This window comes from Streptomyces termitum, assembly GCF_014650175.1.
Classification (GTDB): domain Bacteria; phylum Actinomycetota; class Actinomycetes; order Streptomycetales; family Streptomycetaceae; genus Streptomyces; species Streptomyces termitum.
In genome coordinates, this window is sequence record NZ_BMUL01000002.1 from 299,260 (window position 1) to 313,585 (window position 14,326).

A 14,326-nucleotide genomic window follows, 5' to 3' on the forward strand; every position below is an offset into this window, starting at 1 on the left:
GACGAGGGTGTGCAGCTCCTCTTCCTCGCCGGGGGGCGAACTCGGCGAGGAAGGCCGCCAGTTTCCGCAGCGCGGCCGGGACCGGACGACCCGGGCGGCGGGGCCGGCCCGCGCCCCTCACGCGGGGTCCAGCCGCATCACGGGCGCGACGGACCTGGTGCTGCTGGTGGCGCTCGCCCCGGAGCGGTGGGCGGCGCGGACGTGGTGACGGGGTCACTCCCGGGCTTGCTCCCGCTCCCCGTCCTCCCAGGCGTGGCCGCAGGCGTGGCCCGCCGGGAACGCGCACGCGGACCGGTGGACCGGCGGGAGGCCGGGGTCCCCCTCCTCGCAGGGCGTCAGCCGGACGAACCGGATCTCGTCCGCCTCCCCCTCCCACCGCGCCCACAGCTCCGGTCCTCCGTCGTGCGCGTACAGGTACGCGGAGTGGGGGTCGCCGTGCCCCTCGCCCAGTTCGCAGCGGCGGACCATCTCGTGCCGGGAGGGGTACTCCTCCTCCCCCGCCCCGGCCGTGTACAGGGCGACCAGCAGCCCCGCGTAGGGGAGCCGACGCGTGGACCGGCATGTCTTCACGCGGCTTCCTCCGTGGGTACGGGGGCGGAGGCGGGCCTCACGTCGGCTCCAGGCAGGTCACGAGCGCCACGTCCGAGTACTCCCGGGCGAAACGGCGGTGCGACGGGTTCAGTTCGGTGTGCGCGAGGCACTCGTCGCCCACCAGGTCGGCGTCCGCGCCGGGGGCGGCGACCCATCCGCACATGGCGTCCAGGCACCGCGCCCCCACGGCCGGGGCAGTACCGGGATCGCTCTGGATGCGGCGCAGGACGACCCCGTAGGCCCACGTCCCCGACGCCCTCACCTGTCCACCCAGCGCACGGGCCGGGTGAGGGTGCGGATCAAGGCGCGCTCCTCCTGCGTGGGCGGGCGCAGCGCGTCCGGCGCCGCCGTCCACTCCGCGCCCCCGCCGGGGGGACACAGGTGGCACAACTCACCGTCCCACGAGGTCACGCGGCCGAGCCGGGGCGTGCCCTCCGGCCGGGCCGGGCGCACTTCGGCCATGAACGTCCCGAGGTCGGGCGGGCGGTTTTCGTTCAACTGTGCAGACATGACCACTCCTCTCCGTAGCGGAACCACTACCGGGAGCATCAGCGTGCACCTACGCTGGAGGGGTCCTCAACGTACGAGGTGGGGAGGGAGAGTTGTGTCCAACATCAAGACGCTGCACCCCGAGAACGGACCCGCTGCGGCCTACGGGGCGAGAGTGCGCAGCACGCGGGAGGAGCGGGGGTGGACGCAGGAGGACCTGGCGGACCGAACGGGATATTCCAGCAAGCATATTTCGGCGGTTGAAACCAGCCGCAGATCTTCTACTCTCCGCTTCTCGCAAGTCCTCGACGTCGCCTTCGGCCTGACGGGGAGCGACGAAGCGTTCGAGCGCGAGTGGATGAAACTGCGGCACGGCGTCCTGCTGGAGGGGTTCCCCCAGTACGTCCACCACGAGCGGCAGGCCATCGAGATCCGGCTGTTCGACATCGGGATCGCCCCGGGGCTGCTACAGACGGCCGCGTACGCACGCGCGTTGGCCCACGGCGATGTGCGGCGGGGGTCCATCACCCCCCTCCAGGCGGACGAACGGTGTGCCGTCCTGGCCGAGCGCCAGGCGGCGGTGACGAAGAACCGGTCACCGATCATGCACGTCGTGATCGACGAGAGCTGCATCCGCCGCCCCGTCGGAGGGCAGGACGTGACGGGAGCGCAGCTCGACCGCCTGCTGGAGTTCGCCGAACTGCCGAACACCACCCTCCAGGTGGCTCCGTACGCCATAGGAGAACTGCGGCCGTTCAACCTTCCGGTCAACCTGCTCACCCTGGCCGACCGGTCCATGCTCGCCTACACCGAATCGCACCTACAGGGGCATCTGGCACGGGAAACCACAACGGTGGCAACGACACTGACGGAGTACTATCAGCTACAGGCCGAAAGCCTGAGCCAGGCTGACTCCATGGCCATGATCCGTGAGGCACGAAAGGCTTACCCGTGACGATCGACACCCCACAGTGGTTCAAGTCCTCCTACAGCTCCAATGGCGGAAACTGCGTGGAGGTCGCCACCAACACCGCCCCGCAGGGCATCGTTCCCGTCCGTGACTCCAAGGTTTCCGCCGGCCCGGTCGTGACCGTCGGCGCCTCCGCCTTCGCCGCGTTCATCGCACACGTCAAGGAGGGCTAGCCCGGCATCCGGGCGCCCCTGAGGCCCCGTCCGTCCTTCCGGTCACCCGGGAGGACGGGCGGGGCCTTTCGCGTGTCCGGGGGTGGCGCGACACGGCCGGAGACCTAGGTCGATCGACTGATCAACAACTTCCGCAGGTGCTGTTAGCCTGCACTTGCACATTAATTGCAATAAGAAGTCGGTCGAAGGGCGAGGGCTCGCACATGGCGATCTACACACTTCCTGAGCTGCCGTACGACTACGCGGCGCTGGAGCCGGTGATCAACCCGCAGATCATCGAGCTGCACCACGACAAGCACCACGCCGCTTACGTCAAGGGCGCGAACGACACCCTGGAGCAGCTGGAGGAGGCCCGCGACAAGGAGTCGTGGGGGGCCATCAACGGCCTGGAGAAGAACCTGGCCTTCCACCTCTCCGGCCACATCCTCCACTCCATCTACTGGAACAACATGGCCAGCCCGAAGGAGGGCGAGGGCGGCGGCGAGCCGCTCGCGGCCGACGGGGTCGGCGAGCTGGCCGACGCGATCACCGCGTCCTTCGGTTCCTTCGCCAAGTTCAAGTCGCAGCTCACCAAGGCCGCCGCGACCACGCAGGGCTCCGGCTGGGGCGTCCTCGCCTACGAGCCGATCAGCGGCCGCCTCATCGTCGAGCAGGTCTACGACCACCAGGGCAACGTCGGCCAGGGCTCCGTCCCGGTCCTCGTCTTCGACGCCTGGGAGCACGCCTTCTACCTCCAGTACAAGAACCAGAAGGTCGACTTCATCGACGCCATGTGGCAGGTCGTCAACTGGCAGGACGTGAACGCGCGCTACCTGGCCGCCAAGGCCAGCGTGCCGCTGATCTCCTTCTGACCCCCTCCCGGGGCCGGCCCCGGGAGGACCCCACGCGTCCTGCTCGTGATCGTCTTCTCAACCTTCACCGGGCGGGCGGATGAAAGAAGAACCCCCGCGATGACGTGAATCGCGGGGGTTCTTCCGTGGGGGCGGGTGCCTACTCGAAGCTCGGCGCCGCCGTCCGGGTGCGCTTGATCTCGTAGAAGCCGGGGGTCGAGGCCACCAGCAGCGTGCCGTCCCACAGCCGGGCGGCGGCCTCGCCGCGCGGGGTCGGGGTGACGACCGGGCCGAAGAAGGCGACCTCCTCGCCGTCCGGGCCGGGCACCGCGACGACCGGGGTGCCGACGTCCTGGCCGACCTTGTCGATGCCCTCCTGGTGGGAGGCCCGCAGCTCGGCGTCGTACGTGTCCTTGTCGGCGTACTCGGCCAGCGACTCCGGCAGACCGACGTCCTTCAGGGCGCCCACGATGGCCTCGGGGGTGACGCCCTCGCCGTCGTTGTGGAAGCGGGTGCCGAGGGCGGTGTAGAGCTTGCCGACGACCTCGTCGCCGTGCAGCTGCTGGGCCGCGACGACGACCCGGACCGGGCCCCACGCCTGCGTCTCCAGCATCTCCCGGTACTCGGCGGGGACCTCGTCCAGCCGGTCCTCGTTCAGCACCGCGAGGCTCATCACCTTCCAGCGGACGTCCACCGGGCGCACCTTCTCGACCTCCAGCATCCAGCGGGAGGTCATCCAGGCCCAGGGGCAGAGCGGGTCGAAGAAGAAATCGGCGGTGGTCCTGCTCTCGGACATGTGACTCCTCGGAAAGGTGCGAAGAACGGGTGCGAAGCAACGTGGTGCGCCGATCTGGCGCAACACCGGCAAGCCGTGTCGGCATTCCCGTGCACCGGGTGACAGGCGCACATGGGAGGATCGGTCCTGTTTCGAACACGCCACGAAGGAGTGACCGTGCCCGGTGAGAACCTGACCCGCGACGAGGCCCACGAGCGGGCGGCGCTGCTGTCCGTCGACGGCTACGAGGTCGCCCTCGACCTGCGCTCGGCGGTCGGAGAGTCCACGGAGGCGGTGCGCACCTTCCGCTCGGTGACGACGATCCGCTTCCGCCGTACCGGCGAGGCGACCTCGACCTTCGCCGACCTGATCGCCCCCTCCGTGACCTCCGTCACCCTCAACGGGCGGGAGCTGGACCCGGCGGTCGTCTTCGACGGCACCCGGATCGCCCTGGACGGCCTGGCCGAGGAGAACGTGCTGGTCGTCGACGCGCAGTGCGCGTACAGCCGCACCGGCGAGGGCCTGCACCGCTTCGTCGACCCCGAGGACGGCGAGGTCTACCTCTACACGCAGTACGAGCCGGCCGACGCCCGCCGGGTCTACGCCAACTTCGAGCAGCCCGACCTGAAGGCCCCGTACCGCTTCGAGGTGACCGCCCCCGACGCCTGGTCGGTCTGGTCGAACGGCGCGGGCGAGCGGGACGCCGACGGCGTGTGGCGCTTCGCCGAGACGAAGCCGATCTCCACGTACATCACCTGCGTGGTCGCCGGCCCGTACCACTACGTCACCGACAGCTACGAGCGCGACGGCCTGGTGATCCCGCTCGGCGCCATGTGCCGCAAGGGCCTCGCCAAGCACTTCGACGCGGACGACGTCTTCCTGATCACCAAGCAGGGCCTGGACTTCTTCCACGACAACTTCGACTACCCGTACCCCTTCGGCAAGTACGACCAGGCCTTCGTGCCCGAGTACAACCTCGGCGCCATGGAGAACCCGGGCATGGTCACCTTCACCGAGGAGTACGTCTACCGGGGCAAGGTCACCCGCGCGGCGTACGAGCGGCGGGCCAACGTGATCCTGCACGAGATGGCCCACATGTGGTTCGGCGACCTGGTCACCATGGTCTGGTGGGACGACCTGTGGCTGAAGGAGTCCTTCGCCGACTTCATGGGCTCCTTCTCGCTGGCCGAGGCGACCCGCTTCACCAACAGCTGGGTCACCTTCGCCAACAACCGCAAGGCGTGGGCCTACCGGGCCGACCAGCTGCCGTCCACCCACCCGATCACGGCCGACATCCGTGACCTGGAGGACGCCAAGCTGAACTTCGACGGCATCACCTACGCCAAGGGCGCCTCCGTCCTCAAGCAGCTCGTCGCCTACGCGGGCCGGGACGCCTTCCTGGAGGGCGCCCGCCGCTACTTCAAGCGGCACGCCTACGGCAACACCCGCCTCGCGGACCTGCTGGCCGTCCTGGAGGAGACCTCCGGCCGCGACATGAAGACGTGGTCGAAGTCCTGGCTCCAGACCTCCGGCGTCAACGTCCTCGCCCCCGAGGTCACCTACGACGCCGAGGGCCGGATCACCGAGCTCGCCGTCCTCCAGGAGGGCGACGAGCTGCGCCCGCACCGCGTGGCCGTCGGCCTCTACCGGCTCGCCGACGGGGAGCTGACCCGGTACGCGCGCACCGAGGCCGACGTGGCCGGCGTCCGGACCGTGGTCGCGGAGCTGGCCGGCGCCGAGCGCCCCGACCTGATCCTCGTCAACGACGACGACCTCACCTTCTGCAAGGTCCGCTTCGACGAGGGCTCGATGGAGACCCTGCGCGGCCACCTCGGCGACATCACCGACCCGCTGGCCCGCGCGCTGTGCTGGTCGGGGCTGTGGAGCCTGACCCGGGACGGGCTGATGCCGGCCCGCGACTTCGTCGCCGTCGTGCTCGCCTTCGCGGGCCGCGAGACCGACATCGGCGTCCTCCAGATGGTGCACGCCTGGGCGCAGACCGCCGTCACCCACTACGCGGACCAGGCGTGGCGCGCCGAGGGCGGGCGGCTGCTCGCCGAGGGCGGGCTGCGCGAGCTGCGGGCGGCCGAGCCGGGCAGCGAGCAGCAGCTGACCTGGGCCCGCTTCCTCGCCGCGACGGCCTCCTCCGACGCCGACCTCCAGCTCCTGGAGGGCCTGCTCGCGGGCACCGCCCGGATCGACGGCCTCGACGTCGACCAGGAGCTGCGCTGGGCGCTGCTCTCCCCGCTGGCCGCGCGCGGCCGGGCCGACGAGGCCCGGATCGACGAGGAGCTGGCCCGGGACGACACCGCCTCCGGCAAGCGCCACCAGGTGCGGCTGCTGGCCTCGCGGCCCTCGGAGGCGGTCAAGGCGCAGGCGTGGGCGCAGGTCGTCGAGTCGGACGCGCTGTCGAACGCGCTGGTGGGCGCGACGATCGCCGGCTTCACCCAGTCCTCGCAGCGCGAGCTGATCGCGCCGTACGCGGAGAAGTACTTCGCGGTGATCGAGCGGATCTGGGCCGAGCGGTCGATCCAGATCGGCATGGACGTCGTACGGGGCCTGTTCCCGGCGCTCCAGGACCGTCCGGAGACGCTGGCGGCGACCGACGCGTGGCTGGCGGAGCACGCGGACGCGGCCCCGGCGCTGCGCCGCCTGGTGCTGGAGTCCCGCGACGACCTGGCGCGCGCCCTGCGGGCCCAGGAGTGCGACGCGCAGGCGAAGTGAGCCGGTCCGGGAGGGGGTCCGCCGCCGGGCGGGCCCCCTCTCGGCACTCGAACGCACGTACTTTAGGACGGCCTTGTCCCGGATTGTCGACGGGCACGTAACAGACCGTTAGGAGCGGGCCGGGGAGCGGAAGACCCCCGGCATGAACCACGACACCCCCCTCCCCGCCCGCTCCCGCCGCCGCCCCGCCCCCTCGGCGCTGACCCAGCGGCTCGCCTCCGCCCCGCAGCTGCGGGCCATGGGCGTGCCCGCCGCCGAGGTCGCCGGACGGTCGGCGGAGGGCGGCGACTGGCAGCAGTTGCTGCCCGGCGTCTTCCTGCTCCGCCCCACCGCCCCGACCGGCGACGACCGGCTGCGGGCCGCGCTGCTCTACGCCCGCCGGGACGGCGGCACCGGGCCGCAGGGGCCGGGCCCGATGCTCACCGGCCTGGCCGGGCTGGCCCTGCACGGCTTCTCCTCCGCTCCCCCGCCCGAGGCCCTGGAGCGGATCGACGTCCTGGTGGGGCGCACCCGACGGCTGCGGTCCACCGGCTTCGCGCGGGTGGTGCGCGCGCCCGAGCCGCCGGAGCCGGTGGAGCTGGGCGGGCTTCCGGTGGCGCCGGTGGCCCGCGCGCTGGCGGACGCCGTGTCGGGGCTGTACGACGCGGGGGCGGTGCGCCGGATGCTGGCGGAGGCGGTGCGCGGCGGGCACTGCGAGCCGGCGGCGGTGGTGCGGGAGCTGGGGCGGCTGCGGCTGCTGTCCCGGCCGCACGTGCGGGACGCGGTGGAGGCGGTGCTGGTGGAGGGGCGCGCGCTGTCGGAGGAGCGGCTGTACGAGATGGTGCGGGAGTTCCGGCTGCCGGATCCGGTGTGGAACGTGGACCTGCGGCTGCCGGGCGGCCCGCACCTGGGCGGGGTGGACGCCTACTGGCCGGAGCACGCGGTGGCGGTGGAGCTGGACACCCGGGTGCCCCGGCCGGACGAGGAGGCGCTGTGGTCCGCGTACACCCGCAAGCGGGAGCACCTGGAGCGGCTGGGGATCGCGGTGGTGCACGTGACCCCGCGCGGGCTGCGGGAGTCGGCCGAGCGGCAGGCGGCCGTGGTCCGGACGGCCCTGATGGCCGCGCCGGACCGGCAGCCCGCCGCCTATGTGGTGGTGCTGCCCCGCTGAGCTACTTCTTCGGGAGGGTGCCGCAGAACTCGGCCTCGACGATCGCCTGGCTGGTGCCGGTCCAGTCGCCGTTGAGGTTGGCGGCGAGGGTGTGGCGGCCGTCGCGGGTGGCGAACGCCTCGGAGCTGGAGCCGTGGATGCCGCCGCCGTGGCCCCAGACCTCCTTGCCGCAGCTCAGTTCCTGCTTCATCAGGCCGAGGCCGTAGCCCACGCCGGGGAGGTCGGGGGAGACCGGGACGGTGGTCGTCATCTCCTTCAGCGCGGACTTCGGCAGCAGGCGGCCCTGGAGCAGGGCCCGGTAGAAGGTCCGCAGGTCGCGGGAGTCGGAGATCATCTCGCCGGCGGCGTGGGCGATGCTCGGGTTGAGTTCGGTGACGTCGTGGAGGGGGGCGCCGGGGTCCGCGACGAGGGGCGAGTAGGCGCGGCTGCTGGGACGGGGCATGGCGGGGTCGGTGCCGGGGACGAGGGTGGCGCGGAGCTTGAGGGGCTTGAGGACGCGGTTCTCGACGGCCTTGCCGTAGGGGCGGCCGGTGACCTTCTCGATGACCAGGCCGGCGAGGACGTAGTTGGTGTTGGAGTAGCTCCAGCCGGTGCCGGGGGCGAACTCGGGGGCGTGCTCCATGGCGATGCGGACCAGCTCGCGGGGCTGCCAGGTGTCGTAGCGGTGCTCCAGGAAGCCGGCGCCGAAGATCTTCTTCTGGAAGCCGGGGTCGCCGGTGTAGCTGTAGACGCCGCTGGTGTGGTTGAGGAGCTGGCGGACGGTGATCTTCCGGCCGTCGTGGCCGTGGCCCCGGACGAGGCCGGGGAGCCACCGGTCGACCGGGTCGTCGAGGTCGATGCGGCCCTCGGCCTGGAGCTGGAGGAGGACGGTGGCGGTGAAGGTCTTGGTGATGGAGCCGACGCGGTAGCGGTCGGCGCCGCCGCGCTCGCCGGCGGTGCCGGTCCAGTCGGCGCCGTCCTTCCCGGCCTGGGCGACGGCGCCGGGGATGCCCGCGTCGACGGCCGCGCGGAGCGCCTGCCGGGTGGCCTCGTGGCCGGGGCGGGCGGCGGCCGGGTCCGCCGCCGCGAGGGCGGGGGCGGCGAGGGCGCCGACGGTGAGGCCGGCCGCGAGCGCGGCGGCGACGGCGGTGCGGACCGTGCGGGCGGTGCGGCCGCGGGCGGCACGGGTGCGGACGGTGCGGGTGTCGGTCATGTGGGTCCCCTGGTTCTCGCGGTCCGGTGCTGCGGTCGGCGGGGAGGACCACGGGGGGTGCGGGGAGGTTGAGCGGGTGCGTACCGGTTGAGCCCTTTCCGGCCGTTCGGCGGTACGGGGGCGGGGGCCGGGTTCAGCGGGGGCCGGGGCGGCCGGCCGGGGGGCGGTCCCGCCACAGGCCGAGGCCGATGTCGACCAGGGGGACCCGGTCCAGGCCGGGCACCGCGTCGAGCGGGTGCCAGGCGGCGAGATCGGTGGAGCCGCCGGTCTCGGGGCGCAGGGCGCCGCCGGTGATCCGGGCCTCGTAGACGATGCGGAGGCTCTGGAAGGAGCCGGCGGTGCGGAGCCGCAGGGACCAGCTCTGGATGTCCGAATCGATGCCCAGGAGGGCGAGCGGCTCGGCGGCGTACCCGGTCTCTCCCCCAGGCCCTGCGGCCTGGGGGGACCCCCACCTCGACCTCGCGGACCACGGTCTCGACGGGGTCCTCGCCGTGCTCCATGCCGCCGCCGGGCAGGGTCCAGCGGCGGACCCCGTCGCGGCCGACCCAGCGGGCCAGCAGCAGTTCGCCGTCCCGGACGCACACGGCGTAGGCCGCCACCCTCAGCCCCTGCTTCATGGGACGAGGTTAGGGGAAGAGCGGGCGGCCGGACCCGTCGGCGGGGGAAGCGGTCAGTACCAGTAGAGCGGGTAGCGGCGGCGGTTGGCGCGGGCGACGACCAGGCCGATCGCCACCAGCAGGGCGCAGGAGAGCGCCAGCAGGCCGGTGAAGCTCCAGAACGCCGGGGCGTCCAGGGTGATGATCACCGCGGTGGCGGCGGCCGGGGAGTGCGGGGCGCGGGCCAGCATCATCACGCCGAGGGCGAGGCCGCCGGCGACGGCGGCGCTCCACAGGCCGGGCCCGGCGACGGCGAGGACGGCGAAGCCGGCCAGGGCGGAGAGGAGCTGGCCGCCGACGACCGAGCGGGGCTGCGACAGCGGCAGCTCCGGGGAGGCGGCGACCAGCGCCATGCTCGCGGCGAGCGGCGGTATGAGCAGCGGATGGTGCAGGACCGTGCCCAGGGCGACCAGCAGGAGCAGGGCGGCGACGCTGGCGCCGGTGCAGGCGAGCACGGCGAGCCAGTGCGGGCGCGGCGGCGGGCAGGGCCGGGTGGCGGGGGCGGTCACGATCCGCGGGGCGGCCTCGGCGGCGGCTGCGGCGGTGGCCTCCGTGGCCGTGGTGGCGGTGGTCGGGACGGCGGTGGTCGGGACGGGGGTGGCGGACGGGGCGGGCACGGTGGCCTCGGGAGCCTGGGTGGGCACGGGTTCCTCGGGGTCGTGGATCGGGTGTCCGCGTGCGGGCGGTGCGGCGATCGGGTCGGTCGGCGGGCCGGGAGCACCCGGGCGCGACCGGTCCGGGAGGGGCCGGCGGCCGGGGTCTCGACGGCGCTGTCGACCCGGAAGCGGACGAACCGCTCCTTACGACGGTATACCGTTTCCATCCGATCGGTGATCGAGAAGTCCGCTCCCCGGACACGATCCCGAGACGGCACCCCGCGGAAGGCCGCACGGCTCCGGGATACCGGCGTCCGGGGTGTGAGGAACATCGCGCCGCCGGACGCCGCCGCGCGGCCCGGCCGCCCGGCCGGACCCGCCCCGGCGCGAAGCGCGCGGCCCCCTCCCGGCGCGAAGCGCGCTCCCGGGCCCCCGCGCACCCCACCCGTACCCCCCGCCGCGTCCGCCCCGGGGTTCCACCCGCTCGGACGCCACGTCAGAAGCCGTGCGGATCGCCCTTCTTGCATACGATTCGTCACACGTGGCGGAGTGTGCGCGGTGGCGGATGTACGCCACCGGCACAAGCTGCCGTCCTCTAACTCTCCACAAAACCCTGTCATTTACGAAAGGCTGAGCGGTCATCCGGTACCGAAATCCGGACTCTCTCTTTCACAAACAGGGATGTACATGACCACCCCCGAAATGCAGAGCTCCATATCCGGACGCTCGACCTCCGGGACCAGACGGGCCGCCCGGATCGCCGCCGCAGCCGGTCTGGTGACCGCGCTCGTCGCGGCCGGTGCCGCTCCGGTGCTCGCCGCCGACGAGCCGGCGACCACGCCCCCGGTGAAGACCGCGGAGCCCGCCGACAAGCTCGGCGCCACCGACGCCCAGCGCCTCGCCGAGGCCGAGGCCGCCGGCGAGTCGCACGTGACCATTCTGGTCGCCACCGCCCCCGGCAGCACCGAGCAGGTCGCCGGCCAGCTCGACGCCGTCCCCGGCGCCTCCGTCGGCAACCGCAACGACGCGCTCGGCTACGTCCGCGCGACCCTGCCGACCGACCGCGCCAAGGCCGCGATCTCCGCCGCGGGCAAGCTGTCCTCCGTCCAGTCGATCGACCTGCGGGCCGAGATCGAGCTCGACGACCCGACGCCCGGCATCGCGGGCGGCGCCGCCGACCGCAAGGGCCCGGTCGGCAGGACCTACCCGGCCCCGTCGAAGAAGACCCCGGCGAAGAACCCGTACAACCCGTCCCACGAGACGGGCGCCGTCGACTTCGTCGAGGACCACCCCAGGGCCGACGGCCGCGGCGTGACCATCGGCATCCTCGACTCGGGCGTCGACCTGGCCCACCCGGCCCTCCAGAAGACCACCACCGGCGAGCGCAAGATCGTCGACTGGGTCACCGCCACCGACCCGCTGGTCGACGGCGACGCCACCTGGCGCGCCCAGATCACCCCGGTCTCGGGCCCCGCCTTCACCGCGAACGGCCAGTCCTGGAAGGCGCCCGCGGGCTCCTACCAGTGGAGCCGCTTCCTGGAGTCGGCCACCGCGGGCGGCGACCCGGCCGGTGACATCAACCGCGACGGCGACACCACCGACCAGTTCGGCATCCTGTACGACCCGGTCGCCGGCACCGTCCGCGTCGACACCGACCAGAACAACGACTTCACGGACAACGCGCCGATGAAGGCGTACAAGGACGGCGCGCAGGTCGGCTACTTCGGCACCGACAACCCGGCCACCGACGTCGCCGAGCGCGTCCCCTTCGTCGTGCAGATCCGCAAGGACGTCCCGATGGACCCGCTGGGCGGCTCCTGGGTCGGCCAGAAGCGGGACTTCGTCAACATCGGCGTCGTCGAGTCCGCGCACGGCACCCACGTCGCCGGCATCACCGCCGCCCACGGCCTCTTCGGCGGCAGGATGAACGGCGCCGCCCCCGGCGCGAAGATCGTCTCCTCGCGCGCCTGCACCTGGGACGGCGGCTGCACCAACGTCGCCCTCACCGAGGGCATGGTCGACCTCGTCGTCAACCGCGGCGTCGACATCGTCAACATGTCGATCGGCGGCCTGCCCGCGCTGAACGACGGCGACAACGTCCGCGCCCGCCTCTACACCCGTCTCATCGACGACTACGGCGTGCAGCTGGTGATCTCGGCCGGCAACTCCGGCCCCGGCACCAACACGATCGGCGACCCCGGCCTGGCCGACAAGGTCCTCTCCGTCGGCGCGGCCGTCTCCAAGGAGACCTGGGCCGCCAACTACGGCTCCGACGTGACCAAGAAGTACGCCATGTTCCCGTTCTCGTCGCGCGGTCCGCGCGAGGACGGCGGCGCCACCCCGCTCATCACCGGTCCGGGCTCGGCCGTCAACACCATCCCGACCTGGCAGGCCGGCGCCGGCGTGCCCGAGGCGGGCTACGACCTGCCCGCCGGCTACGGGATGCTCAACGGCACCTCGATGTCCTCCCCTCAGGTCGCGGGCGCGAGCGCGCTGCTGCTCTCCGCCGCGAAGCAGAAGGGCATCGCGCTCACCCCGCTGACCCTGCGCACCGCGCTCACCTCGACCGCCCAGCGCATCCCCGGCGTCGCGGCCCACGAGCAGGGCTCCGGCCGCATCGACATCAACGAGGCGTGGGAGTCGATCAAGGACAGGGCGACCGCCCACTCCTACAAGGTCGAGGCCCCGGTCGACACCGTGATCTTCCCGGCGCCGCACACCGGCACCGGCGTCTACGACCGCGAGGGCGGCCTCAAGGTCGGCCAGAAGAAGGTCTACGACGTCACGATCACCCGCACCAGCGGTCCGGACCGCGCCATCGAGCACGAGCTGGACCTCAAGCACAACGACGGCACCTTCCGCATCCTCGGCGACGACGAGGTCCGGCTCCCGCTGAACAAGCCGGTCACCGTCCGCCTGGAGGCCCGTCCGAAGACCGCCGGCGTGCACAGCGTGCTCCTGGAGGCCGACGACGACCGCACCGAGGGCGTCGACAAGCAGATCCTCGCCACCACCGTGGTCGCCAGTGACCTGGTCGCCCCCGGCTACGGCTTCAGCGCCGCCGGCTCGGTCCAGCGCAACAGCAGCACCTCGTACTTCGTGACCGTGCCGAAGGGCGCCACCTCCCTGGAGGTCGCGATCGGCGGCCTGAAGGAGAAGAGCCAGACCCGGTTCATCTCCATCCACCCGTACGGCGTCCCGGTCGACCCGACCACGACCACCGTGTGCTACCCGCACTACAACCCGGCGAACACCTGCCGCCCCGACCAGCGCTCCTACGCCAACCCGCAGGCCGGCGTCTGGGAGATCGAGGTCGAGGCCCGGCGCACCTCGCCGGACCTGAACAACCCGTACAAGCTGAACGTCTCCGTCCTGGGCGCCTCCTTCGACCCGGCCGTCCAGACCATCGACGAGGCGAAGGTCGGCGTCCCGGCGGGCGTCGAGTGGACCGTCGCCAACCGCTTCGCCGGCATCGACGGCAAGCTCAAGGGCGGCTCGCTCGGCTCGGCCAAGGTCGAGACCACGACCGTCCAGCACCACGAGACCCACACCCGGACCGTCACCGTCGGTGAGGGCGTGGAGCGGCTCGACGTCGCGATCGGCAACACCTCCGACAAGGCCGCCGACCTCGACCTGACCGTCCTGCTCGACGGCGCCAAGGTCGCGTCCTCGGCCGACGGCGACTCGGAGGAGTCCGTCTCCATCGCCAACCCGAAGCCGGGCACGTACACCGTCGTGGTCGACGCCTACGCGGTCCAGGCCGCGGGCGGCACGAGCTACGACTACAAGGACGTCTACTACTCGGCGGCGCTCGGCACCGTGAAGGTCGACGAGTCGAAGACGTACCCGCTGGCCAACGGCGCGAGCACCAAGGTCACGGCCGAGGTCGTCGCCGGCGGTCCGGCCCCCGAGGGACGCCAGTTCTTCGGCGAGGTCCGGCTGCTCAACGCGCGCGGCACCGTCGCGGGCTCCGGCAGCGTCCTGATCGGCAGCGTCACCCCGTAACACCGCAGTGCCCGGGAGGGGCGGGGGTCCGGCCGGACCCCCGCCCCTCCTGTCCGTCCCGCGCGCCGCCCTCCGGACACCGTCCCGCCCCTCGGACAATGGATTGGACAAGGCGGCCGGGGACATACGCATCATGGAGCGGCAGCACCCTGCACACACGTACGGAGGAAGTCCC

Annotated in this window: 13 protein-coding genes and 1 pseudogene; 7 read left to right on the forward strand and 7 right to left on the reverse strand. The window is 72.6% G+C overall.

Features of this window, described 5'->3' with window-relative positions:
• Window positions 1–7: 7 nt before the first annotated feature.
• The gene (locus tag IE219_RS04695) at window positions 8–208 is read left to right on the forward strand and encodes a hypothetical protein (protein ID WP_189975227.1); all 201 of its coding nucleotides are present in this window, start codon (window positions 8–10) and stop codon (window positions 206–208) included.
• Between the two features lie 5 nt (window positions 209–213).
• On the opposite strand, the gene IE219_RS04700 is transcribed toward IE219_RS04695, so the two are convergent.
• From IE219_RS04700 to IE219_RS04710, 3 genes are read right to left on the reverse strand one after another with little or no spacing between them, the layout of a single operon-like run.
• The gene (locus tag IE219_RS04700; protein ID WP_189975228.1) at window positions 214–570 is read right to left on the reverse strand and encodes a type III secretion system chaperone family protein; all 357 of its coding nucleotides are present in this window, start codon (window positions 568–570) and stop codon (window positions 214–216) included.
• Window positions 571–607: 37 nt separating this feature from the next.
• On the reverse strand, window positions 608–853 hold the full coding sequence (locus IE219_RS04705) for a DUF7848 domain-containing protein (RefSeq protein ID WP_189975229.1): 246 nt from the start codon (window positions 851–853) through the stop codon (window positions 608–610).
• On the reverse strand, window positions 850–1,101 hold the full coding sequence (locus IE219_RS04710; protein ID WP_189975230.1) for a hypothetical protein: 252 nt from the start codon (window positions 1,099–1,101) through the stop codon (window positions 850–852). Before IE219_RS04710 ends, IE219_RS04705 begins: the two co-directional genes overlap by 4 nt.
• A 94-nt stretch (window positions 1,102–1,195) precedes the next feature.
• Here IE219_RS04710 and IE219_RS04715 point away from each other — a divergent pair, with 94 nt between their 5' ends.
• From IE219_RS04715 to IE219_RS04725, 3 genes are all read left to right on the forward strand, one after another.
• Window positions 1,196–2,035, forward strand: coding sequence for a helix-turn-helix domain-containing protein (locus IE219_RS04715; RefSeq protein WP_229849583.1), 840 nt, complete (start codon window positions 1,196–1,198; stop codon window positions 2,033–2,035).
• Window positions 2,032–2,223: a DUF397 domain-containing protein gene (locus IE219_RS04720; RefSeq protein ID WP_189975232.1), complete on the forward strand. Its 192-nt coding sequence runs from the start codon at window positions 2,032–2,034 to the stop codon at window positions 2,221–2,223. Before IE219_RS04715 ends, IE219_RS04720 begins: the two co-directional genes overlap by 4 nt.
• Before the next feature lie 203 nt (window positions 2,224–2,426).
• Window positions 2,427–3,074, forward strand: coding sequence for a superoxide dismutase (locus IE219_RS04725; RefSeq protein ID WP_189975233.1), 648 nt, complete (start codon window positions 2,427–2,429; stop codon window positions 3,072–3,074).
• 139 nt (window positions 3,075–3,213) lie between these two features.
• On the opposite strand, the gene IE219_RS04730 is transcribed toward IE219_RS04725, so the two are convergent.
• The gene (locus IE219_RS04730) at window positions 3,214–3,849 is read right to left on the reverse strand and encodes a mycothiol-dependent nitroreductase Rv2466c family protein (protein WP_189975234.1); all 636 of its coding nucleotides are present in this window, start codon (window positions 3,847–3,849) and stop codon (window positions 3,214–3,216) included.
• 156 nt (window positions 3,850–4,005) lie between these two features.
• Between IE219_RS04730 and pepN the strand changes: the two genes are divergently transcribed.
• Together pepN and IE219_RS04740 are read left to right on the forward strand one after the other, a co-directional pair.
• Window positions 4,006–6,552, forward strand: coding sequence for an aminopeptidase N (pepN, locus tag IE219_RS04735; protein WP_189975235.1), 2,547 nt, complete (start codon window positions 4,006–4,008; stop codon window positions 6,550–6,552).
• Between the two features lie 142 nt (window positions 6,553–6,694).
• Entirely contained in the window at window positions 6,695–7,702 is a 1,008-nt protein-coding gene (locus IE219_RS04740) for a hypothetical protein (protein ID WP_189975236.1), read from the forward strand.
• Window position 7,703: 1 nt separating this feature from the next.
• Here IE219_RS04740 and IE219_RS04745 read toward each other — a convergent pair whose 3' ends face one another.
• The 3 genes and pseudogenes from IE219_RS04745 to IE219_RS04755 all read right to left on the reverse strand — a co-directional run bounded on the left by IE219_RS04745 (window position 7,704) and on the right by IE219_RS04755 (window position 10,194).
• On the reverse strand, window positions 7,704–8,894 hold the full coding sequence (locus tag IE219_RS04745) for a serine hydrolase domain-containing protein (RefSeq protein WP_189975237.1): 1,191 nt from the start codon (window positions 8,892–8,894) through the stop codon (window positions 7,704–7,706).
• Between the two features lie 133 nt (window positions 8,895–9,027).
• Window positions 9,028–9,511: pseudogene (locus IE219_RS04750) on the reverse strand (NUDIX hydrolase).
• A gap of 53 nt (window positions 9,512–9,564) precedes the next feature.
• Complete coding sequence (locus tag IE219_RS04755; protein WP_229849584.1) at window positions 9,565–10,194, reverse strand: HPP family protein; 630 nt, start codon at window positions 10,192–10,194, stop codon at window positions 9,565–9,567.
• A gap of 639 nt (window positions 10,195–10,833) precedes the next feature.
• On the opposite strand from IE219_RS04755, the gene IE219_RS04760 reads away from it, so the two are divergent.
• Entirely contained in the window at window positions 10,834–14,151 is a 3,318-nt protein-coding gene (locus IE219_RS04760; RefSeq protein ID WP_189975238.1) for a S8 family serine peptidase, read from the forward strand.
• The last annotated feature ends 175 nt before the right edge of the window (window positions 14,152–14,326 follow it).

Coding starts and splice junctions, on each gene's coding strand:
- IE219_RS04710 (WP_189975230.1), bottom strand. CDS start 1,101: ATGTCTGCACAGTTGAACGAAAACCGCCCGCCCGACCTCGGGACGTTC.
- IE219_RS04725 (WP_189975233.1), top strand. CDS start 2,427: ATGGCGATCTACACACTTCCTGAGCTGCCGTACGACTACGCGGCGCTG.
- IE219_RS04730 (WP_189975234.1), bottom strand. CDS start 3,849: ATGTCCGAGAGCAGGACCACCGCCGATTTCTTCTTCGACCCGCTCTGC.
- IE219_RS04740 (WP_189975236.1), top strand. CDS start 6,695: ATGAACCACGACACCCCCCTCCCCGCCCGCTCCCGCCGCCGCCCCGCC.
- IE219_RS04745 (WP_189975237.1), bottom strand. CDS start 8,894: ATGACCGACACCCGCACCGTCCGCACCCGTGCCGCCCGCGGCCGCACC.
- IE219_RS04760 (WP_189975238.1), top strand. CDS start 10,834: ATGACCACCCCCGAAATGCAGAGCTCCATATCCGGACGCTCGACCTCC.